This is a genomic window from uncultured Shimia sp., from assembly GCF_947493595.1.
Taxonomy (GTDB): domain Bacteria; phylum Pseudomonadota; class Alphaproteobacteria; order Rhodobacterales; family Rhodobacteraceae; genus Shimia.
The window spans coordinates 86,988-107,243 of the sequence record NZ_CANLRL010000008.1; the positions used below are offsets into that span (position 1 = coordinate 86,988).

Sequence of the window (20,256 nt, forward strand, 5' to 3'; positions counted from 1 at the left end):
TGTCTTTCCCCTCACCCGCGTGGCCGCAACAGATCTGCCAGACCGTCGCCAATCAACGAAAAGCCCAGCCCGGTGATCACAATCGCAATCCCCGGCATCAGGCTCAGCCACCAGGCCGTGGTGATAAAGTTACGCCCCTCAGCAATCAGCACGCCCCACTCGGCCTGCGGCGGCTGCGCCCCCAATCCAAGATAGCCGAGCGACGAACCGAGCAGGATCGCCAGCGCCATATCGGTCATCCAGTAAACAATCACCGGCGTGATCGCATTGGGCAGCAGGTGGCGGAAAATGATACGCCGGTCGGAATAGCCCATGACAATCCCGGCACTGGCATAATCATTGCCCATCTGCGCAATCACCTCGGCCCGCATCAGCCGCGCATAGTAGACCCAGCCCACCAGCGTGATCGCGATATACATATTGATCAGCCCCGGCCCCAACACGGCCACCACCGCGATGACCAACACCAAAAACGGGAAGGTGATGATTGCGTCGACCACGCGGCCAAAAATCATGTCAGCCACGCCGCGGTAGTATCCCACCAAGGCTCCAACAGTGACGCCGATGGTCAAGGCAAATACCGTCGCCAAAATCGCCATTTGCATGTTCACCGTATAGGCGTGGATCACCCGCGACAGCGCGTCCCGTCCCAGCATATCGGTGCCAAACGGATGGGCCCAACTTGGCGGTTGCCGCACTGCCAGATAGTCGATGAAGTTCGGATCATAAGGCGCAAAGAAGCTTGGAAAGAGCGCCAACAGGGTGGAAAACCCGATGATCACAGCCCCGATCAGAAACCCCGGCTTGCGCAGCGCCAGTTGCACCCGCGACAGCGGCGCATCGGAGGATTTTGCAGAAGTCACAACAGCATCGCTCATGTCAGACGCATCCTTGGATCAAGCAGGCTTTGGAACAGATCGGTCAGCAGGAAAACAACCGACACCAGAATGGCAAAGGTCAGCGTCAGCCCCTGAATAAGCGGATAGTCCCGCGCAAAAATCGCTTCCAGCATCAGTCGCCCCAATCCGGGCACGGCAAACACGGTCTCGGTCACCAGCGTGCCGCTCATCAGGTTGCCAATCGACAGACCCAGCAGCGTGATGGTGGAAATCAACGCGTTGCGCAGCACGTGCCGCCCCAGGATCAACCGATTAGGCAGCCCTTTGGCGCGCGCAAACTGCACATATTCCGCATCCAGCACTTCGATAATGGCGGCACGCAAATTGCGCATGATGATCGCGGAGGTGTAGAGCGCCACAGTCATTGACGGCAGGAACAGATAATAAAGCTGGCCAAAGAAGCCATCGCCACTGCCCCCTACCGGAAACCAGCGGAGCTGCGCCGCCAGAAAGGTCAGCAGGATAAGACCGATGTAAAACACCGGCATCGACAGGCCGACCTGAAAGACCGTCCGGATCACCGTGTCCGGCCATCTGCCACGGTTGAGCGCGGCAACAAAGGCCAGCGGCCCGGCGATCAGCAACGATAGGGATACCGCAAAAAGCGCAAGGAACCCTGTGGTTGGCAGCCGCTCGATGATTACACTGGACACAGAGGTGCGCATCATGATCGACCGCCCAAGGTCGCCTTGCAAAGTGTTGGTGAAAAACAGCCAGAACTGCACCAGCAGCGGGTCATTCAGACCAAGCTTTTCCCGGATTGCCGCCAAATCGGCGTCCGAAGCTTTGTCGCCCGCAATTGCGATGGCTGGGTCGCCCGGCAACAGCCGGACCAGAAGAAAAATGATGATCATCACAAGCACAAATGTGGGGACCATCAGCGCGAGGCGCTTCAGAACGTATTGCAGTCCGGCCATGGGTATTTTCCAATTGAGAAACGCGCCGCAGGCCCTCACCCGCGACGCGCTAAGGTCTTACTTGCTCACAGTTGCACGGGAGAAGATGTTGGCGCCCAACGGGGTCTGAACATAGCCGTCAACCGCTGTGGACACCGCCACCGAAAAGGGAGTCTCATACATGAACAGCAACGGCGCAGCATCGGCGTAGATCTTCTGCATGTCCGCATATTGCTGAGCCCGAGCCGCTTGGTCCATTTCTGTACCGGAAGCCTCAAAGAGCGCGTTGAACTTGTCGCTCTCCCAACCGGTGCCCACCGCATTGCGCACTGGCGAATAGCCCAACCAACCAGTGACCTGGCTTGGATCGTTCACGTCATCCACCCAGCCATAGGTGTGGATGTCAAACTCACCGGAACGGTTTTTCGCGCCACGGGTTGCCCCGTCCACTTGCTCCACCACCAGATCAATGCCCAGCGGCGCCCACATCTGCTGAAGCGCCGCAAAGATGGTCGCGTCATCAGACGAGCCTGCCAGCGTGGTCAGCGTCACCTTGGTGCCCGCTTCAATCCCCGCCTCTTTCACCAGCGCCATGGCTTTGTCCATGTCGTAGGAATAGAGATCCAGCTTGGATGCCAGACGGGTAGACGAGGACATCAACGGCGCGGTCATCGGCTGACCAGCGCCTTGTAGCACCAGACCAATCAGCGCGTCTTTGTTGGTGGCATAATTGATCGCCTGACGCACACGCACATCGTTGAGCGGGTTGGCCGAACCATCCGCACGGGTTTCGCGGGTGTTGATCGGCGAATAGATGATCCGCGTGGACGGGTAGAGGTTCATGTTGATCGCCGGATCGGCGTCCAGTTCGGCCACACGGCTGAACGGCACAAACTCCACCGCATCAACTTCGCCCGCCTGCAGCTTCAGGATACGGGTGGCATCATCCGGGATGATCTCAAAATGCACCTTGTCCAGATATGGCAGCGGCTTGCCATCGGCGCCCATCTCCCAGTGGTGCTCGTTGGCGCAGAAATCCATCGACGCGCCCTGCTCAAAGCCACACATATAGAACGCGCCGGAACCGACACCGGCGCTTGCGGTGGCAAAGATGGCGGCGGATTTCTCTTGATCCGTTGCGCCCTCTGCCGCCTCAAACACGTCTTTGTTCACAATCGCGGTGTTAAACGTCGCCAGCATCGACAGAATGGTTGGGTCCGGCTGGCTCAGGCTCACGGTGATGGTGTTGCCGTCCGCGGTCACGTCAGACACGCTGCCCAGCATGCCGGACCACGGCCCCAAATCGCCATTGCGTGCGCGGTCCAGTGAGAACAGAACATCGTCCGCCTCCAGCGCCGACCCATCGGCAAACTTCAGGCCCGACTGCAGCATCAGCTTGACGGTCTTGCCATCCTCTGAGACTTCAAAGCTCTCGGCCAATCCGCCCACAATCGACTTCCCGTCATCAGACGAACGCAACAGCGTGTCAAACAAGCTGCCCACCATCCAGATGTCCGGATTGCGGTCCGCGTAAATCGGATCAATCAGGCGCGAGCCGTCGTAGCGGGCAAAGTTCATTGTGCCGCCGCGCTCCTGCGCCGCCACCGGCATTACAAGTGCGGTCGTTGCCGCCAAAGCCGCCGCCATAAGGGTGCGTGTCATGTCTATTTTCCTCCCTGGTCGAATCTCTTCGGTGACCGGGAGAATAGGCAGTTTTTGACATTTTGCTAAAACTTTTTTTAGCAAAACTAAATTTTTGAAGTGGAGACTTTAGCCAAAATCCAGAAATTGGATACAATATACTGAAAACACTACCCTTCTTTCTGACATCCGCAAACTTAATTTTCTGCCGCTGTGCTCATTGGCGTGGTGCTGACCCACAACTCCACGGATTCCACATCGCTTACGACACGCGAAAAATGCGGTTTTGCGGTGTTGTGGTGAATCACATCCCCCGGCCCCATGACAAACACTGCGCCCTCCAGATGGTACTCAACCTCTCCAGACAGCAGGTAACAAAACACCTCCCCGTCGTGGCACATCTTCTCGGATTCATGCCCAGGCGGACGGTGAATGATCTGTGAATGCATCAGCGCACCGGGGAAGCCAGGCCCCAATCTCTCATAAAAACGCCCTGCTGTGCCAAGTGCATAGGATTGTCGGCGGTCTTTCTGGATAAACTCGGAATAGGTTTCCGGCACACTCAACAACTGCTCCACGCTGGTCTGCAACGCCGCTGCAATTGACATCAGCGAAGACAGAGACGGAGAGCTGATCCCGCGCTCCACCTGCGAAATGAATCCGGTGGTCAGATCAGCCTCTTCAGCAACCGCATTCAGCGTCTTGCCCAACGCCTTGCGCCGCAGACGGATCGCCCGCCCCAGCTTCTCCGGCTGCCCCTTTTGTTTTTTCTTCTTTGTTGTCGGGGAAGCCGCCATCACTCTCTCCAATGGTTGATCTGGGAAAACTGCGGCCACACCATATCAGCGGAAAAAGATATGTATACTAAAATGAATTTTAGCATGACTAAATACCGCGCCCCGCTCTGTGCGCCGGTTATCTAATAACAAGCCACTGATTTTGCCCGACGCGCGACACCGGCGGCACCCTGCTACCATCAAAGGAGCTCTTCATGCAATTTGTCTGCCCCGCCGCCCTGCTCGGCCTCTCCCTTTTGACCGCCTGCGCCACCCCACTGGAACGCTGCATCTCCACCGCCCAATCCGAGGTCGCCACCCTACGACGCGCCATCACCACCGCCGAGGGCAACATCACCCGCGGCTACGCCATCCACCGCAGCTCAGAAAGCTACACCTATTATGACACCTGCTATGACAAAAAAGACCGCCCCTACAGCTGCCCGGAAACCCGCTACCGCACCGTGGAAACCCCAGTCGAAATTGACGTCGCGCAGCAGCGCCAGCGGTTGAAATCGCTGCGGCGGGACCTGCCCTCCGCCGAAGACCGCGCCCGTGTTCAGGCGCAGCATTGCACGGCCCTGCACCCGCCAACCGGATGACAGAGCCACGCTCTAAGAGATCTTAGAAGTCAAAAATATCATCTAGGAAGCTGCTCATCTTTTTCTTCTTGCGCGGCTTGCCCTCGTAGCGGCGCGCATGGCCTTCGTCATAGCCACGCCCATCGTACCCCCGCTGCGGCGCAGGCTGGACGTTCTCGGATGGCGGCGGAGGCGGTGGCGCAACATAGGCACTCGCCCGCTCGATGATCTTATCCAGTTCTCCGCGATCCAGCCAAACGCCACGACACGTTGGGCAATAGTCAATCTCCACCCCGTTGCGGTCCGCAATCACCAGGGTTTCGCCATCCACTGGACATTTCATCAAGCACTCTCCTCTTCTTGCTTCCCAACTAGATAGGAAGCCCTCTCGCCATTTTCATCACCCCGGCACGCTTTCCTCTGCGCAAAAGCATCAACACGCCCACACATGGGCACCGCAAGCCTGAATACCCGACAAAACCTATCAAGTATTTGTTTTTAAACGATTTTCCCTTGCACTCCCCCGCGGCTCATTCTACATACCAATCAACAGAGCAAGCCAGACCGGCCACTCACGTACGCAGCACGCATTCCAGCAAGGCCCAGCTTTCGCCAGGTCCAGCCAGACAGCAAGCCACGCACGCAGGCAGATACGGTCCAGCCAGCCACACAAGAACGGCGCCAAGGTTTCATCCCAGGCGCCGTTTTTGTTTGCACCCTCCCCTTTTGCCTTCCCTGAATTACTGGCACGCTCCCACCATGACCAAATCCGATCCCATTCGCCCAACCGATGCGGACGCCCGCGCCTTGGCCCGCGACCTTCTGTCCTCGGCCACCTATGCCGCGCTTGCCGTCACCGATCCCGCCACTCGCACCCCATCCGTGACCCGCGTGGCCCTTGCCACCGCGCCAGACGGCATGCCCTTCACATTAATCTCCGATCTCTCCAGCCATACCGGAGCACTGCAGGCCGATGCCCACTGCGCCTTGCTGGTGGGTGAGCCCGGCGACAAAGGCGACCCGCTCACGCATCCGCGCATGACCCTGCACGCCAAAGCCTCATTCCTTGAAAGAGACAGCGATGAACACGCGCAAACACGCGCCCACTATCTATCGCTGCGCCCCAAAGCCAAACTCTACGTCGATTTCCCCGACTTCTCCTTTGTGCGCTTTAAGATGACCGGCGGGCTGCTGAATGGCGGCTTTGGCAAAGCGTTTCACTTGACGCCAGACGATCTGTTAGCGCCAACACCTTTCGCTTGACGCAAGGCTACGGCGCACCCTACCGTCGCGCCATGCCATTACACAGCTTAGATCACGCCAACATCGGCACGCAAAATCTCGACGTCATGATCCGCTTCTACGAAGAGGTGCTGGGCATGACCAATGGCCCCCGCCCGGACTTCGGCTTTCCCGGCGCTTGGATGTATCTCGGCGAAACAGCGGTGGTGCATCTGGTGGGCGCAACCAAACCATTGATCGCGGGCGGTGGAAACATCGCGCTGGAGCACGCCGCCTTTGCCGCCACAGACATGCCAGCTTTCCTGGACGTGCTCAAAGCGCACGATCTGGACTATTACCTCGGCTTCCCACCCGGTTTCCCGATTGTGCAGGTCAATATCCACGACCCGGACGGCAATCACCTGCATGTGGATTTTCACATCGACGAGCTGCCCGATGAGCTGCGCCCCGCGACCTAAGGCGCCCAATAAGTTAACGGAGGCGCGTTCAAATCCGCACCTCCGTGAAACAGTCGCAATACCGACGTAATACCGACGGCCAAATCTGCCGTTCGATCCCGGTCGTAAACCTTTATTGCAGCAGCGCCTTGGACGCTTCGATGGCCTCGGCAATTGGCGCAAAATAACGCACTTCGATCGACGACCCGCTGCGCATCACCTCCGCCGCCTTATCCGCACCCGCCATATAAAGCTGAGTGGCCTGCGGCAAAGACGCCTCTGTAATGGCCTTGATCCGCCCGCCGTTCACACGTTCCCGCCCAAGGTTGGAATCGGTGTTGGCGCGCACAAAAGAATACAAACCACGGTTCACGCGGGTCAGCGCCACTTCCGCTTCCCAATAGACCGAAGCCTTTGAAATCACACGCACAGTTTGGCTGTAGGTCTGACGCAAACAATCAATCCGATATACCTTCGCCACCTTCGCACACTCGCCCACACCGTAGGTGAAAATATCCACCGTGCGCTTGGTCTGCTGGTCAGAAAACCCAATGTCATCTTCCGCCATCGCGGGCTGCGCCATCACCCCAACCACAACCACTGCCGCTGCTTGCAACGTTTTGACTAAGCGCATGAACTGTCTTCCTTTTGCTCTACCGCGTCACATGTACCGCGCATTTGGCATGACGCACAACCTGTGCTGCGGTGCTGCCCAACACAATATCCTGAACCCCAGGCCGATGTGACGCAATCACAATGCAATCCACCGCGTTTGCCGCCCCCCATTTCACAATGGTTTTCCCTGCATGCCCTTCTTCTACAACGCCTTTTACGTTGGGAAGGTCAGCACCCATGGCCTCCAGGCTGGCCACAATCGCCGTCTGCGCTTCTGCCTGGAACCCCTCCGGCACGTAGTTGATCACATAGCTGGGGACATGGGCCATGACATGCAGCAAGCTGACCTGGCCATCCTCATCAATCAACCGCCGCGCCACGGCCACAGCCTCACTTGGGTCATGCGCTTCGTCAAAGGCCACCGGCACCAAAATATGCTTATACATTTCAATCTCCTAACAACAATCAACCACACGAATGTTGCCGCCGTCGTTAGTCAAAGGCGTCCATAACATCATACATGACAGGCTCAAAGCTGCGACACAGCTGATTGATTTTGCGATTGCGCTCACGCATCTCCTCAGACCGCAACATCGCTTGAAAATCTTCACGTCTTTGCCATTGGGAATAATTGGCAATCCGCGTCTGCGCATCGTTTACATGTAACCCGGCAGCAATAAATCCCGGCTGTTTGGAAATGAACTGCTCATAGGCATCGGTCAGCGCATCCAACAAATCCTGACAGGTGCCCGGTGTCATCTCAAAGGTGGTGATGACGGTCTGAAGCTCCGCCTCCTTGGAAATCTTCGGCATAAGTTCCTCCTTCCTTTTCCTCAGCTTAGTCCAGCCTCGCCCAGCTTGGCCATACGTTTTAACCGGCAATGCAGCCTCAAGGGCGCTGCACCCTGTGTCAGACACACGCATGTGATTGCACAAATCCGGTTTTTGCCCCATATTGGGCTTGGTTTTCTGCTGGGTGAAACAGATGGCGACACATGCCACACAGCCCGGCACAGGCAGATGAGGCAACCATGACCAGATTCCTAGCTGCGCCAATTCTGGCGCTGATGCTCGTTCCCGCACTTCCCCATATTGGTGATGCCAACACGTTGAATCGCGCCTGTATGCGTTCAGACCGCGATGGTGCCACCCGACAGATGTGCCGCTGCATTCAGAAAACGGCGAACAAAAGCCTGTCCCGCGCGGATCAGCGCTTGGCGGCCAGCTTCATCAAAGACCCGCACCGGGCACAAGAAATCCGCCAATCCGACCAACGCAGCCACGAGATTTTCTGGAAGCGCTACAAGAAGTTTGAAACCAGCGTTGTCTCGAGCTGCAAACACCTGCGCTGATCCGACGTCCTGATGAAAGCCACTTGACCCATCGTCGTTCCCTATTCACAAAAGCAAAAGCTGGTGGAGGGACCTATGCTCAACAAAGGTGTCACCTTACGTGGCCTCGAGGTCTTTGAAGCGCTCGCCGAGCACGGTTCTGTCGCGCGCGCCTCCGAGATCACCGGCCTGTCGCAGCCAGCCGTGTCTCAGCAAATCCGCAACCTCCAAACCGCGCTTGGCACCGACCTGATTGATCACAGCAAACGCCCGATGCAGCTCACCGCAGCCGGGCGCACCTATTTGGTTCGGGCGCGTGACGTTCTCTCACAACTGCGGCTGGCGGAATCTGAGCTCACCGTCATGGACCTCACCCATTTGACGCAGCTGTCGATGGGCATCATTGACGATTTTGACAACGACTTGACCCCTCGGCTTGTGACCAAACTGGCGGAATCGATGACCCAATGTCGCTTTCGCCTCGTGACCGCGCCCAGTCATGAAATCACCGACGCCATTCGCGATGGAGACCTGCACCTCGCGATCACCGCCGTGGCTCCGCAAGCGGCTGAAGGCATGACAGAATATCCTCTGGCGCAAGATCCCTTCATCCTGGTTACGCCTTCCGGTCGCCTCCCCGCGTCCGGCGATATCACCCAGATTTTGCACGATCTTCCAATGCTGCGCTACGGACAGGAACAGCTGATCGGACGCCAAATTGAGACGGAGTTGATCCGCGCCAACCTGGACGTGCCACAGCGTTTCGAGATTGGCTCCAACCCCTCTCTCATGGCCATGGTCTCACGCGGCATCGGCTGGGCTATCACCACGCCTTTGGGATATTTGCGCGCCGCCCGTTTTCACGATCAAGTCGACGCCCACCCGCTCCCCTTTTCCCCGTTCAGCCGCCAAATCTCACTGCTGGCAAGCGGAGATTGGGCCGACACTGTACCGCGCGATGTGGCCCAGACCATGCGCGGCTTGATCCAGGCACACATGGTCACCCCTGCAATTGAACGCTTCCCATGGTTGGAAGGTGAGTTCAAAATTCTTGGGTCTGACACCTAATCCAGTTTTCAGTTTCCCAAAACTTCACACACGTTCAAGCGCCGCCTTGAGCCCGCGTGCGCAGTCTTCAATCAGATCCAACGCCCCGTCAAAATCGCGGGTGTAATACGGATCCGGCACCTCAGACATGCCGCAATCCGGCGCATAGTCGGTGAACAGGCGCACTACAGTATCGCTGCCATCCGGGCGCAACGCCTCAATATTGGCGATGTTCTCCGCGTCCATCCCAATGATCAGATCGAACCGTTCAAAATCCGCTGCCACAAACTGCCGTGCGCGCAAATCGGACAAGTCCACATCTCGCGCCAGTGCCGCATCCTGCATTGGCCCATAAGGCGACTTGCCCACATGCCATCCCGCAGTTCCCGCGCTATCGGTTTCCACCTCTGGCGCCAAGGCGCGAAACACGCCTTCCGCCGAGGGCGACCGACAGATATTGCCCAAGCATACAAACAGAACCCGCATGGTACCTCTCCCTTGTGGTGCCCTAGCCATCGCCGCAACTGGCTTATAGGTCAAGCACTTGCCTCCCTCCGAGCCGCTTGCAACACTGCACACAGCCAATTCAGGAGCGCCTATGTCACAATCGATTGTCATCCTCACCGGTGCCGGGATCAGCGCCGAAAGCGGTCTGGGCACCTTTCGCGACGAAAATGGCCTCTGGGCGCAGCACCGGATCGAAGATGTCGCCACGCCAGAAGGCTTCGCCCGCAACCCTAAGCTGGTGCATGATTTCTACAACGCGCGCCGCGTGCAATCTTCCGAGGCAGAGCCCAATGCAGGTCATCATGCGCTTGCCAAGCTTGAAGCCAATTATCCAGGGGAGGTGTTAATCGTCACCCAAAACGTGGATGGGCTGCACGAAAAAGCGGGGAGCCGGAACGTGTTACACATGCACGGAACACTGCACGGCGCCCTTTGCCACAGCTGCGACCACCGATGGCCTGCCCCTCTTGAGATGGCCGCAAACGACCCCTGCCCGGCTTGTAGCGCGCCAACAACTCGCCCCGACATCGTCTGGTTTGGCGAGATGCCATACGGCATGGAGCGCATCTCAAACGCGCTGGCACGTGCCGATGTGTTTGTCTCAATTGGCACCTCCGGCGAGGTCTACCCTGCGGCCAATTTTGTCAATGAAGCCGACATGTTTGGCGCCCATACAGTGGAACTGAACCTCGAGCCCTCATCCGGCGTCTCCCGCTTTGCCGAAACCCACTTTGGCCCCGCCACCCAGGTTGTGCCGCAATGGGTCGCCACAGAGCTCGCCCGCACCAAATAGAAAAAGGCCGATCCCCACGGACCGGCCCTCCATTATTCAACAGTTTTGACAGACGCTTAGCCGTCAGATTTTTTCATGTCATGGCCAGAATGATCACCGTGCTTCATCGCACCGTGATCTGGCTTGCGTTCTAGGTCCACTGGTACTTCCAGGGTCACGTCGCCTGCTTTTTCGAACGTCAGAGTGATTGTCACAACGTCACCATGCTCCAGTCCACGGTTAAGGCCCATAAACATCACATGATCGCCGCCACGCGCCAGCGCATGCGTACCGTTTGCTGGCACAGCAAAACCTTCTTTCACGTGCATCATCTTCATGTTGCCGTCGGCGTCTTCTTTATGCGTGTGCAACTCTGTCCGCTTGGCCACGTCTGACGATACGCCGATCAGCTGATCATCTTCTGCGCCGGTGTTTTCGATCACCATAAAGGCGGCACCTGCTTTGGACATTTTTGTTGCCACACGCGCATAGGCATCGTTCACGGCAATGGTGCTTTCTGCAAAGGCAGGCAAAGCAAGGACAACGGTAGCCGCGGCCGCGAGGGAAAGTGTTTTGAAGGACATGTTGGTCTCCTGACCGTTAGATTTTCTTGATTTTGAAACGGGATCAAAGAAAATCAAACGGCGGCGCACGGGCACTTTCGGCGATGAGTCGAATCACATCTTCAACCGCGGCCTGTGGACTGCGCAGCACTTCGCCGCGCCCAAGCTCAAGGCCAACCTCCTGCGGATCAGCAGCGATCCAATTCAGCAGAGAAAAGCTCACTTCCGGGCACAGATGCGCCGGCCCGGTCGGATTGCCCTCGGCATCCACCGGCACCATGACAGCGCTTTCGCCAATGCAGTATTCCGCAAAGCCCTCAGGGCCTGTCATACCACGCGCAATGGCCATGCTGTGCCCGGTTAAGACCAGCACCAGCGCCATTGTGGCAGCCACATATTTGCGCAATCGAAGCATCATGGCCGCATATAGGCACGCCCCGTCAAGATTGTGAAGCGTGACAAAAAGAAACAGCCCCGCAAAACTGCGAGGCTGCCCAAATCTTCAAAAAGATCAGTGCGATCAGGCGTTTGCGGCCTGTGCTTTGGCGATCTCTTTTTTAACTTTCAGCGCGTTGTCAGACAGCTCAACGTCTTTGGCTTTCGCCATGAAGCCGTCCAGACCACCGCGGTGATCTACAGTGCGCAGCGCGGCCGCGGAGATGCGGAACTTGAAGCCACGGCCCAGAGTCTCAGACTGCAGGGTCACGTCGTTCAGGTTTGGCAGAAACCGGCGACGGGTGCGGTTTTTGGCGTGGCTTACGTTGTTGCCCGTCATCGGGCCTTTTCCGGTCAGTTCGCAACGGCGCGACATGGGTATATCCTCGTTTTACGGTCCACGGGGATATGGACCCCGTCAAAGCAATTGGGCGCCGCCTAGGCCGCGCCCGGAAATTCGTTTGGCGTCATTAGGCCCATTTCGCGGGGGCGTCAAGTGATTCAGCTGCGCTTTGGCTGCATTTTGCAGCTTAAGCCTCCGGCGCGTGATCTTCGTTATCCGCCAGACAGTTTCGGTCCCACTGAATTGTCATACCTTGATGCCGACGGGCAAAGATTTCAGGCAGAAAGTTTTCAAAATTTCCAACCTCTTCGACCGAATGCAAAATCCACGCGTAATTCTTGTCTTCGTAATAAAGCCAGGGAATCATCACCCTGTTGACCAACGGTTTCAGCCACCCGCTTTCCACCCCCACAGTGAGGTGGTTGGTAAACTTGGCCCCTTCCGGCCCATCTTCAAACCGGAATTCCAAATCCGCCACGGTCACCCCACGCCGCGTTGCCTTCAGAGCAAACTTCTCCTCCTCCAGCGCCACCACTTCCAGCCGTTCATCCAACATGTATTTTGGATTGCGCTGATAAGCCTCTTTGACGTTCACGAAGTCCCCAGCAGTTAAAGGCCCTTCGGGGGAGGCCTTCTCACTGTCCAGAGAAATATGATCCTGCGGGTGGCTGACCATAAAAGCCGGGTACGTCTGCCCGTCAATCACCAGCGTTAAATCCGCGTAGACACCATACCACCAGCTGAGCATCTCGGCGGTCACGTCCCGCACCGGCGGGTGATCCACCTCAAACAAAGTGCGCCCGTCCGGGAGATGGGTCACCATTGAGTGGGCATTGTCAAAACTCTTGAGTTCCCAGCCGAACTCACGTGGTTCAGGTAACTGCACTTCGCTCCCCCTGCATCTCGACGCTCTACGTGCGGTCCCATCGCGTCGTTAGTTGCACCGTGATGGTGCCGTGTATGTAGAGTGCGTGTACTTACCATTGGCGGGCAAGAAACATTTTCCACATTTCAAATAAACCTTTTGCACTAACTTTCCTCAACAGCCCGATCCCACACAATCACCTCCCCCTGATCCCGGCGGGCGTAAATGTCCGGCAAGAAATGCGCCCAAGCGCTGATTTCTTCCACATTGTGCTGCATCCAAGCCTCAGTTTTCTTCTCGTCAAAGAGCACAGGAATGAACACCTGATTGATCAGTGTCTTTGCCCACCCATTTGGGACTCCAATACACAGCCGGGTCATCACCTGCACACCACTATCGGTGTCTTGGAAAGAGTGTTCCAGCTGGGCAACGGTCAATCCCAACCGAACAGACCGAATGGCATAATTTCGGGGAGTCCGTCGCAAGACCTGGAGCGTCTCATCTGTGGAATATCGCGTATTCCGACCATAGGCCTCTTGAAAGGCAATCCGATCCCCAGCTTTCAGCGGCGCTTTTGTCTCGCCTCCGACCCGTTCGATGTACGCATGGTCGCGGGGATGCCACACCAAAAAGGCCAGATGTGTCTCTCCATCAATTTTCAGCTTGAGATGCGCATAAACCCCAAACCACCACGCAACCATCTCGGCTGTCACACCCGGCACAACCGGGTGGCTCAATTCCATGACCAGACGCCCATCATGGGTTTGGGTAAACACCGTTTCGGCTTCTTCAAGTCCACGCAAAGCCCAGCCGAAATCACGCACGGGGGGTAAATTTTCCAACGGCTTAGTCAAACGGCACCATCTTGCATCCCAGGCAAGGTACGGGAGAACGTATTATCCATACAGACATGATGGCGCAGTTTAAGAGAGGTGATCAAGCATCTCTTTGGCCGCCTGGCCCGGGGTCATAGCACCAGACGCCACTTTTCCATCCAGTTTTGCCATTTGGTGCGGGGCCTGCCCTTGCTGCAATCTGGCCAACAGCCCTTGCCGCACTTCCTCGTGAAACCAGAACTGCGCCTGCGCCGCGCGCCGGTAGGCCCAATGACCCTCCGCCTTGCGCCACTCCGTAAGCGTCGTCATCTCGCCCCACGCGTCGGTCAATCCGTTTTCTTCCAGAGCCGACACTGTCATCGCTTTTGGGAACCCTTCCGGGTCCTGCGGCCGTTTGCGCAACAAGCGCAACGCTCCGGAATAATCCGCACAGGTCCGCATCGCGGTGGCCTTCAGTTCGCCATCCGCCTTATTCACCAGGATGACGTCCGCCATCTCCATAATCCCGCGCTTCACACCTTGAAGCTCATCGCCCCCGGCAGGCGCCAGCAACAGCAAGAACAGGTCCGACATCTCCGCCACGACGGTTTCGGATTGCCCAACGCCCACAGTCTCAATCAGCACCACGTCAAAGCCCGCCGCCTCACAGAGTGCCACAGCTTCCCGCGTGCGCCGTGCCACGCCGCCCAAATGGGTCTGACTGGGCGAAGGTCGAATGAACGCATTCCGATCCCGGCTCAGCCGTTCCATGCGCGTTTTGTCACCCAGAATAGACCCGCCCGACCGCGCCGAAGACGGATCCACCGCCAGCACAGCCACCCGCAGACCCTGCGCGGTCAACATCATGCCAAAGCTCTCGATAAAGGTGGATTTACCCACCCCCGGCGTGCCCGACAGCCCAATCCGCAGCGACTGTTTGCCCGCCTTTGACAGTTCATCTAACAGGGCCGTGGCCTGCGCCCGATGATCGGGCCGCGCGCTCTCCACCAACGTGATGGCACGGGCCAGAGCCCGACGGTCCTGTTTCAGTATTCTGTCGCGCAGATCTGCGATATCCATGGACAAGCCTGTATCTTTTTGATTGTGAGTCTTCATGCCGCGCATGACCCCATTTTGTCTACCCCGCCCCGCCCACCTTCTCGCCCCACTGCTGCTCTGTGCCGCAGTTGGCGTGCCGCACGTGGGGCAAGCCAATTCTGAAACCCAAAAGTGGTCGGTACATGCCTTTGGCTTCAAGGTTGGCGAATTGGACGTGGCCGCGCAGCAAACCAAAAGCAAATTTTCCGGCAAAGGCATTTTTTACACAACCGGGCTTGCTGGCGCCCTCCGCCGCATCCGCTTCACCGTACAAAGTCAGGGCACGATCCGCGGCAACAAAATCGCTCCGTCCCGCTATGACGGCTTCATCGACACCGGCAAACGGGTCAGCGAAACTACCCTGACCTTCACAGGCAACCTGCCCCGTAAAACCGCTGGCGCCCAAACGCCCGCCGCACCGATCTCGGACAAAGCCAAGCGCGACGCTGTCGATCCGATGACCATGATGTGGCTCACGCTACGCGATCAGGACGCGGATCAACTCTGCACGTTGGACCAAACCCAGTACGACGGCACCCGCCTCGTGCGCATCACGCTGAAATCCCGCCAAAACGGAAACGGCAAAGTCACCTGTGCCGGCACCTACGACCGCATCGGCGGCTATTCCGCCGAAGAACTGGCGGAACTCAAGACCTCACCACTCTCCATTGTCTACACGCCCGCTGGCGACCACTGGCGCGCCAGCGAGGTGCATCTCACCTCCCGCCACGGCAAGGCCAAACTCTTCCGCCGCGACTAGCGTATCCCCCCTAGACGCCCCGCGCCCACGGGCCGATAAGGTGCTTCATGACGCAACTGCCCATCCACGACGCCCTCGATCCCCTGATCGCCGCTCTGCGCACCACCGGCCGTGCGGTCCTGCAAGCCCCACCCGGAGCAGGTAAAACCACCGTTGTGCCCCTTGCCATGCTGGAGGCGAACCTCAGCGAAGGCCGCATCCTAATGCTGGAGCCGCGCCGTCTGGCCGCCCGCGCCGCTGCCGAGCGCATGGCGCAGACCTTGGGGGAAACCGCCGGTCAAACCGTGGGTTACCGCGTGCGTGGCGAAAGCAAGACCTCCAAGTCCACCCGCATTGAAGTGGTGACCGAAGGCATCCTCACCCGCATGATTCAATCTGACCCGGAACTCTCCGGCATCGGAGCGGTGATCTTTGACGAATTCCACGAACGCAGCCTGAACGCCGACCTTGGCTTGGCCCTTTGCCTCGAAATCTGCGACGCCCTGCGCGATGACCTGCTTTTGCTAGCCATGTCCGCCACGTTGGACGCGGAACCCGTGGCCGCCCTGATGGCCAACGCCCCGATGATCACGTCGGAAGGCCGCGACTATCCCGTTGAAACCCGCTGGCTCGACAAACCCTTGCCCAAAAAGGCACGTCTGGAAGAGGCCACCGCGCGCCTCATCACCCAAGCGGTCAAAGAAACCGACGGTGGCGTGCTGGTCTTCCTACCCGGCGAAGGCGAAATCCGCCGCACGCAATCTCTGCTCAACCTGCCCGATGACTGCACCGTACACCCTCTGTTTGGCGCCATGCCTTTCAAGGATCAACAAGCCGCCATCCGCCCCGCCAAAACCGGTCGCAAGGTGGTGCTCGCCACCTCAATCGCGGAAACGTCCCTCACCATTCAGGACGTGCGTGTGGTGGTTGACGCAGGCCGCGCCCGTCGCGCCCGCTTTGATCCCGGCTCCGGCATGTCCCGCCTTGTGACGGAACGCGTCACCCGCGCGGAAGCCACCCAACGCCAAGGCCGCGCCGGGCGTGTCGCTGAGGGCATCTGCTATCGTCTCTGGACCAAAGGCGAGGAAGGCGCGCTTTTGCCCTTCCCGCCTGCCGAAATCGAAGCCGCCGACCTCAACGGCCTCGCGCTTGAGCTTGCCCTCTGGGGCGCCGCCCCCACGGACCTCGCCCTTCTGACACAGCCCAACCCCGGCAGCTTTGCCGAAGCGCAAGCGGTCCTGCACATGCTTGGCGCATTGGACGGTGACAACCGCATCACCGCGCATGGCAAAGCCCTTGCCAAACTGCCGCTACATCCGCGCCTTGCCCACATGCTCACCACTGCAGGACCGCAAGCCGCGCCCATGGCCGCACTGCTCGCCGCCCGTGACCCACTCACCCGAGGCGCCCCTGTGGATCTATCACTGCGCATCGAAGCCTTAACCGATCTCAAAGCCTTCACAGACCGCCGCCCCTACAGCGTCAACCGCGCCGCGCTGCACACCATCCGTGACGAAGCCAAACGCCTCGCCAAATCCGCCAAAGGCAGCGATCCGACCCCGCGCAGCACCGCAGAGCTCGCCGCACTGGCCTATCCCGACCGCATCGGCCTGCATCGCAAAGGCGACGATCCGCGCTTTGTCTTATCCGGCGGCAAAGGCACTGTCCTCAACGACGAAGACCCTTTGGCCGCCACACGCCTGATTGTGGTGACCGACACGGACGGCAACCCGCGCGAGGCCCGCATTCGCCAAGCCATCCAAATAACAGAGAGCCAAATCCGCGAGTTGTTTGCGGATCAGATCTCTTGGCAAGACAACTGCCACTGGTCCAAACGAGAGCGCCGGGTCATCGCCCGTCGGCAAGAGATGTTTGGCGCAGTCGCCTTGGATGACCGCATCTGGAAAGACGCGCCTGATGACGCCGTGGCGCAAGCCATGCTGCACGGCGTGCGTGATCTTGGCATCACGCTCTCCCCTGCTGCCCAACGCTTTGTGGCCCGTGTCGAACTGATCCGCGCCGCCGGTCACGACCTGCCCAACATGACGCCCGACGCTCTCCTATCCACCATCGACGAATGGTTGCTGCCGCATCTCTCCGGCGTGAAAACCGCGGACCATTGGAAGAAGTTCGACCTACTGGACGCCCTGCGCGCCCGCCTCGACTGGAACCAGATGCAGCTCGTGGACAAGCTCGCGCCCGCACATTTCACCACACCGCTCGATCGCAAAATCCCGATCGACTATTCCGGCGAAAACCCAGAAATCACCCTGCGCCTGCAAGAGCTCTTTGGCCAAACCACACACCCAATGGTCGGCAACACGCCCTTGCGCGTCACCCTGCTCTCTCCGGGGCAAAAACCGGTGCAAACCACCATGGACATTCCCGGCTTCTGGGCCAGTTCTTATGGTGACGTGCGCAAGGACATGCGCGGCCGTTACCCCAAGCATCCCTGGCCCGAAGACCCCACGCAAGCGGACCCCACTTTGCGCGCCAAACGCCGGAAACAATAGGTGTATTTGGGACAAACCTTGACGTTTTGCCAACCAAAACGTATATACAAAAAGAACAGCAAAGAACCGTCCCGATAATAAAACCGAAAAAAGCCGAGCAGACCTCCATGACCAACGCCCTTAAGTCCGCCTTTGACAGCGTGATCGCACCGATGTTGCGCCGCCCGCGCCGGATTCAGGTGGCTGCGCTTTGCACGCGTGAGGCAAAAGGCGCAACCGAGGTTTTGCTGATCACGTCGCGTGACACTGGCCGTTGGGTTCTACCCAAAGGTTGGCCAATCAACGGGTTGGACGCGCCTGGCGCAGCCCTGCGCGAAGCCTGGGAAGAAGCTGGCGTGAAAGAAGCCAACATCAACAGCCAGCCGGTTGGAATCTATGGCTACGACAAACGTCTGGATGGTGGGCTTGAGGTACCGGTCGACGTGACGGTGTTTGAGACTGAGGTCATGGAATTGGTTGATGATTTCCCCGAAGCGGAGGAACGCACCCGCAAATGGGTGCCTGCGCAAGAAGCCGCCGGTATGGTGAACGAACCACAGCTTCAGGCCATTCTAAGAGAATTGTAATCCTTTCGTAACGCATTTGTAATGAAATCGTTGCAATGACCCAGCGACGGGGGTAGCCCCCCCGTACGACATAAAGCTGGGATTCTTTGTCATGACCTCGCCAAACTCAGGCAAGAAATGGTCCACTCTGGACCGAGACCTCAACCGCATCTCCCATTTGGAATCTGCCACCCTCTATGTCTCCCGCCCTATGGTCGGGTTTGGCATTGCGATTGCCTTCATTGTGCTCGCAGGGATGGCGGCTGGTCTGCTGTCTGGCAGCGACTCCAATACGATGATCATCATCGCCGCCGCAGGTATCGGCGCTTATATGGCGATCAACATCGGTGCCAACGATGTGGCCAACAACATGGGCCCCGCTGTGGGCGCCAATGCGCTCACGATGGGGGGCGCCATTGTCATTGCCGCTTTCTTTGAAAGCGCAGGAGCCCTGCTTGCCGGTGGCGACGTGGTTTCGACCATCTCCAAAGGCATCATTGATCCAACCGGAATGGCCAATACCACCATCTTCATCTGGGCAATGATGGCCGCGCTGATTTCTTCCGCGCTTTGGGTTAACCTTGCCACGTGGGTGGGCGCACCGGTTTCCACCACGCACTCGGTTGTGGGTGGCGTGATGGGTGCAGGCATCGCCGCCGCAGGTTTTGCCGCCGTGAACTGGCCGACCATGGCCAAAATCGCCGCGTCTTGGGTGATTTCTCCGGTTTTGGGTGGCGTGATTGCCGCAGCTTTCCTCGCCTTCATCAAAGTCAAAATCATCTATCAGGATGACAAGATCGCCGCCGCCCGCCGCTGGGTGCCAGTGTTGATCGGCATCATGGCCGCAGCGTTTGCGTCTTATCTGGCCCTGAAAGGCCTGAAGAAAATTATCAAGATCGACCTGCAAACCGCGCTGCTGATCGGCGTTGCCACAGGTGGTCTGGCCTATGTGGTGTCCGCCCCGCTCATTCGCCGCCAGTCCGAAGGTCTGGAGAACCGCAACAAGTCGCTCAAAGTTCTGTTTGGTATCCCACTGGTGTTCTCCGCTGCGCTTCTGTCTTTTGCCCATGGCGCAAACGACGTCGCCAACGCAGTTGGTCCGCTGGCCGCTATTGTTCACGCCGCCGAGTTTGGCGAATTTGCCGCCAAGGTTTCGATCCCAAGCTGGGTGATGATCATTGGTGCCTTCGGGATCTCTTTTGGCCTGTTCCTGTTTGGCCCAAAGCTGATCCGCATGGTGGGCGAGAAGATCACTAAGCTGAACCCGATGCGCGCTTACTGCGTGGCCCTGTCTGCGGCCATCACCGTGATTGTCGCCTCTTGGCTCGGCCTGCCCGTCAGCTCCACCCACATCGCTGTTGGCGGCATCTTTGGGGTTGGCTTCTACCGCGAATGGCACGCCGAGCGCCGCCTGCGCAAAACCGCCGTTCAACGCGCGCCGGAAAAACGCATCGCCCCCGAAGAACGCCGCCGCCGCAAGCTGGTGCGCCGCAGCCACTTCATGACCATCATCGCCGCCTGGGTTATCACTGTCCCTGCCGCAGCCCTGATGTCCGCTGCAATCTTCTTCGTGCTCAACACATTGAGCAGCTAAGC

The 20,256-nt window shown here is 58.4% G+C and carries 25 protein-coding genes; 10 read left to right on the forward strand and 15 right to left on the reverse strand.

The genetic code is table 11. From position 1 onward, the window contains the following. Positions 1-11 precede the first annotated feature (11 nt). The 4 genes from Q0955_RS16930 to Q0955_RS16945 all read right to left on the reverse strand — a co-directional run bounded on the left by Q0955_RS16930 (position 12) and on the right by Q0955_RS16945 (position 4,233). Positions 12-878 (reverse strand): ABC transporter permease, encoded by an 867-nt coding sequence (locus tag Q0955_RS16930; protein ID WP_299426626.1) that lies wholly within the window; start codon positions 876-878, stop codon positions 12-14. Beyond that, a complete protein-coding gene (locus Q0955_RS16935; protein WP_299426629.1) occupies positions 875-1,816 on the reverse strand; it encodes an ABC transporter permease in 942 nt (313 codons plus the stop codon). Before Q0955_RS16935 ends, Q0955_RS16930 begins: the two co-directional genes overlap by 4 nt. A 57-nt stretch (positions 1,817-1,873) precedes the next feature. Next, positions 1,874-3,457 carry an ABC transporter substrate-binding protein gene (locus Q0955_RS16940; protein WP_299426632.1) on the reverse strand — a complete coding sequence of 528 codons (1,584 nt, stop codon included), beginning with the start codon at positions 3,455-3,457 and terminating at the stop codon, positions 1,874-1,876. A gap of 176 nt (positions 3,458-3,633) precedes the next feature. Next, the gene (locus Q0955_RS16945) at positions 3,634-4,233 is read right to left on the reverse strand and encodes an XRE family transcriptional regulator (protein ID WP_299426635.1); all 600 of its coding nucleotides are present in this window, start codon (positions 4,231-4,233) and stop codon (positions 3,634-3,636) included. Between the two features lie 194 nt (positions 4,234-4,427). Between Q0955_RS16945 and Q0955_RS16950 the strand changes: the two genes are divergently transcribed. Beyond that, a complete protein-coding gene (locus tag Q0955_RS16950; RefSeq protein WP_299426638.1) occupies positions 4,428-4,814 on the forward strand; it encodes a hypothetical protein in 387 nt (128 codons plus the stop codon). Positions 4,815-4,836: 22 nt separating this feature from the next. Here the strand turns inward: Q0955_RS16950 and Q0955_RS16955 are convergent, their stop codons facing one another. Then, the gene (locus Q0955_RS16955) at positions 4,837-5,136 is read right to left on the reverse strand and encodes a zf-TFIIB domain-containing protein (RefSeq protein WP_299426641.1); all 300 of its coding nucleotides are present in this window, start codon (positions 5,134-5,136) and stop codon (positions 4,837-4,839) included. Positions 5,137-5,552: 416 nt separating this feature from the next. On the opposite strand from Q0955_RS16955, the gene Q0955_RS16960 reads away from it, so the two are divergent. Together Q0955_RS16960 and Q0955_RS16965 are read left to right on the forward strand one after the other, a co-directional pair. Beyond that, positions 5,553-6,056 carry a pyridoxamine 5'-phosphate oxidase family protein gene (locus Q0955_RS16960; RefSeq protein WP_299426644.1) on the forward strand — a complete coding sequence of 168 codons (504 nt, stop codon included), beginning with the start codon at positions 5,553-5,555 and terminating at the stop codon, positions 6,054-6,056. Positions 6,057-6,088: 32 nt separating this feature from the next. Next, complete coding sequence (locus tag Q0955_RS16965; RefSeq protein ID WP_299426647.1) at positions 6,089-6,493, forward strand: VOC family protein; 405 nt, start codon at positions 6,089-6,091, stop codon at positions 6,491-6,493. Positions 6,494-6,605: 112 nt separating this feature from the next. Here Q0955_RS16965 and Q0955_RS16970 read toward each other — a convergent pair whose 3' ends face one another. From Q0955_RS16970 to Q0955_RS16980, 3 genes are read right to left on the reverse strand one after another with little or no spacing between them, the layout of a single operon-like run. Continuing rightward, positions 6,606-7,106 (reverse strand): hypothetical protein, encoded by a 501-nt coding sequence (locus Q0955_RS16970; protein ID WP_299426650.1) that lies wholly within the window; start codon positions 7,104-7,106, stop codon positions 6,606-6,608. 19 nt (positions 7,107-7,125) lie between these two features. Further along, on the reverse strand, positions 7,126-7,533 hold the full coding sequence (locus Q0955_RS16975; protein ID WP_299426653.1) for a universal stress protein: 408 nt from the start codon (positions 7,531-7,533) through the stop codon (positions 7,126-7,128). Between the two features lie 46 nt (positions 7,534-7,579). After that, positions 7,580-7,900 carry an antibiotic biosynthesis monooxygenase family protein gene (locus Q0955_RS16980; RefSeq protein WP_299426656.1) on the reverse strand — a complete coding sequence of 107 codons (321 nt, stop codon included), beginning with the start codon at positions 7,898-7,900 and terminating at the stop codon, positions 7,580-7,582. Between the two features lie 218 nt (positions 7,901-8,118). Here Q0955_RS16980 and Q0955_RS16985 point away from each other — a divergent pair, with 218 nt between their 5' ends. Both Q0955_RS16985 and Q0955_RS16990 read left to right on the forward strand, forming a co-directional pair. Further along, positions 8,119-8,439, forward strand: a complete 321-nt coding sequence (locus Q0955_RS16985; RefSeq protein WP_299426659.1) for a hypothetical protein — start codon at positions 8,119-8,121, stop codon at positions 8,437-8,439. 75 nt (positions 8,440-8,514) lie between these two features. After that, positions 8,515-9,486 (forward strand): LysR family transcriptional regulator, encoded by a 972-nt coding sequence (locus Q0955_RS16990; protein WP_299426662.1) that lies wholly within the window; start codon positions 8,515-8,517, stop codon positions 9,484-9,486. 24 nt (positions 9,487-9,510) lie between these two features. Here Q0955_RS16990 and Q0955_RS16995 read toward each other — a convergent pair whose 3' ends face one another. Then, on the reverse strand, positions 9,511-9,951 hold the full coding sequence (locus Q0955_RS16995; RefSeq protein ID WP_299426665.1) for a low molecular weight protein-tyrosine-phosphatase: 441 nt from the start codon (positions 9,949-9,951) through the stop codon (positions 9,511-9,513). A 112-nt stretch (positions 9,952-10,063) separates the two neighbouring features. On the opposite strand from Q0955_RS16995, the gene Q0955_RS17000 reads away from it, so the two are divergent. After that, complete coding sequence (locus Q0955_RS17000; RefSeq protein WP_299426668.1) at positions 10,064-10,765, forward strand: NAD-dependent deacylase; 702 nt, start codon at positions 10,064-10,066, stop codon at positions 10,763-10,765. A gap of 56 nt (positions 10,766-10,821) precedes the next feature. Here Q0955_RS17000 and Q0955_RS17005 read toward each other — a convergent pair whose 3' ends face one another. The 6 genes from Q0955_RS17005 to meaB all read right to left on the reverse strand — a co-directional run bounded on the left by Q0955_RS17005 (position 10,822) and on the right by meaB (position 14,845). Beyond that, on the reverse strand, positions 10,822-11,328 hold the full coding sequence (locus Q0955_RS17005) for a copper chaperone PCu(A)C (RefSeq protein WP_299426670.1): 507 nt from the start codon (positions 11,326-11,328) through the stop codon (positions 10,822-10,824). 43 nt (positions 11,329-11,371) lie between these two features. Beyond that, entirely contained in the window at positions 11,372-11,725 is a 354-nt protein-coding gene (locus tag Q0955_RS17010; RefSeq protein WP_299426673.1) for a hypothetical protein, read from the reverse strand. Positions 11,726-11,827: 102 nt separating this feature from the next. Next, positions 11,828-12,118, reverse strand: a complete 291-nt coding sequence (rpmB, locus tag Q0955_RS17015) for a 50S ribosomal protein L28 (protein ID WP_299426676.1) — start codon at positions 12,116-12,118, stop codon at positions 11,828-11,830. Positions 12,119-12,272: 154 nt separating this feature from the next. Continuing rightward, entirely contained in the window at positions 12,273-12,908 is a 636-nt protein-coding gene (locus Q0955_RS17020; RefSeq protein ID WP_299426679.1) for a hypothetical protein, read from the reverse strand. 206 nt (positions 12,909-13,114) lie between these two features. Continuing rightward, complete coding sequence (locus Q0955_RS17025; protein WP_299426681.1) at positions 13,115-13,774, reverse strand: hypothetical protein; 660 nt, start codon at positions 13,772-13,774, stop codon at positions 13,115-13,117. Positions 13,775-13,873: 99 nt separating this feature from the next. Next, a complete protein-coding gene (gene meaB / locus Q0955_RS17030; RefSeq protein WP_299426684.1) occupies positions 13,874-14,845 on the reverse strand; it encodes a methylmalonyl Co-A mutase-associated GTPase MeaB in 972 nt (323 codons plus the stop codon). 43 nt (positions 14,846-14,888) lie between these two features. Between meaB and Q0955_RS17035 the strand changes: the two genes are divergently transcribed. From Q0955_RS17035 to Q0955_RS17050, 4 genes are all read left to right on the forward strand, one after another. Continuing rightward, positions 14,889-15,623, forward strand: a complete 735-nt coding sequence (locus Q0955_RS17035) for a DUF3108 domain-containing protein (RefSeq protein ID WP_299426687.1) — start codon at positions 14,889-14,891, stop codon at positions 15,621-15,623. Positions 15,624-15,670: 47 nt separating this feature from the next. Then, entirely contained in the window at positions 15,671-18,115 is a 2,445-nt protein-coding gene (hrpB, locus tag Q0955_RS17040) for an ATP-dependent helicase HrpB (protein WP_299426690.1), read from the forward strand. 107 nt (positions 18,116-18,222) lie between these two features. After that, a complete protein-coding gene (locus Q0955_RS17045; protein WP_299426693.1) occupies positions 18,223-18,681 on the forward strand; it encodes an NUDIX hydrolase in 459 nt (152 codons plus the stop codon). Between the two features lie 91 nt (positions 18,682-18,772). Further along, positions 18,773-20,254, forward strand: a complete 1,482-nt coding sequence (locus tag Q0955_RS17050) for an inorganic phosphate transporter (protein ID WP_299426696.1) — start codon at positions 18,773-18,775, stop codon at positions 20,252-20,254. Positions 20,255-20,256 lie beyond the last annotated feature (2 nt).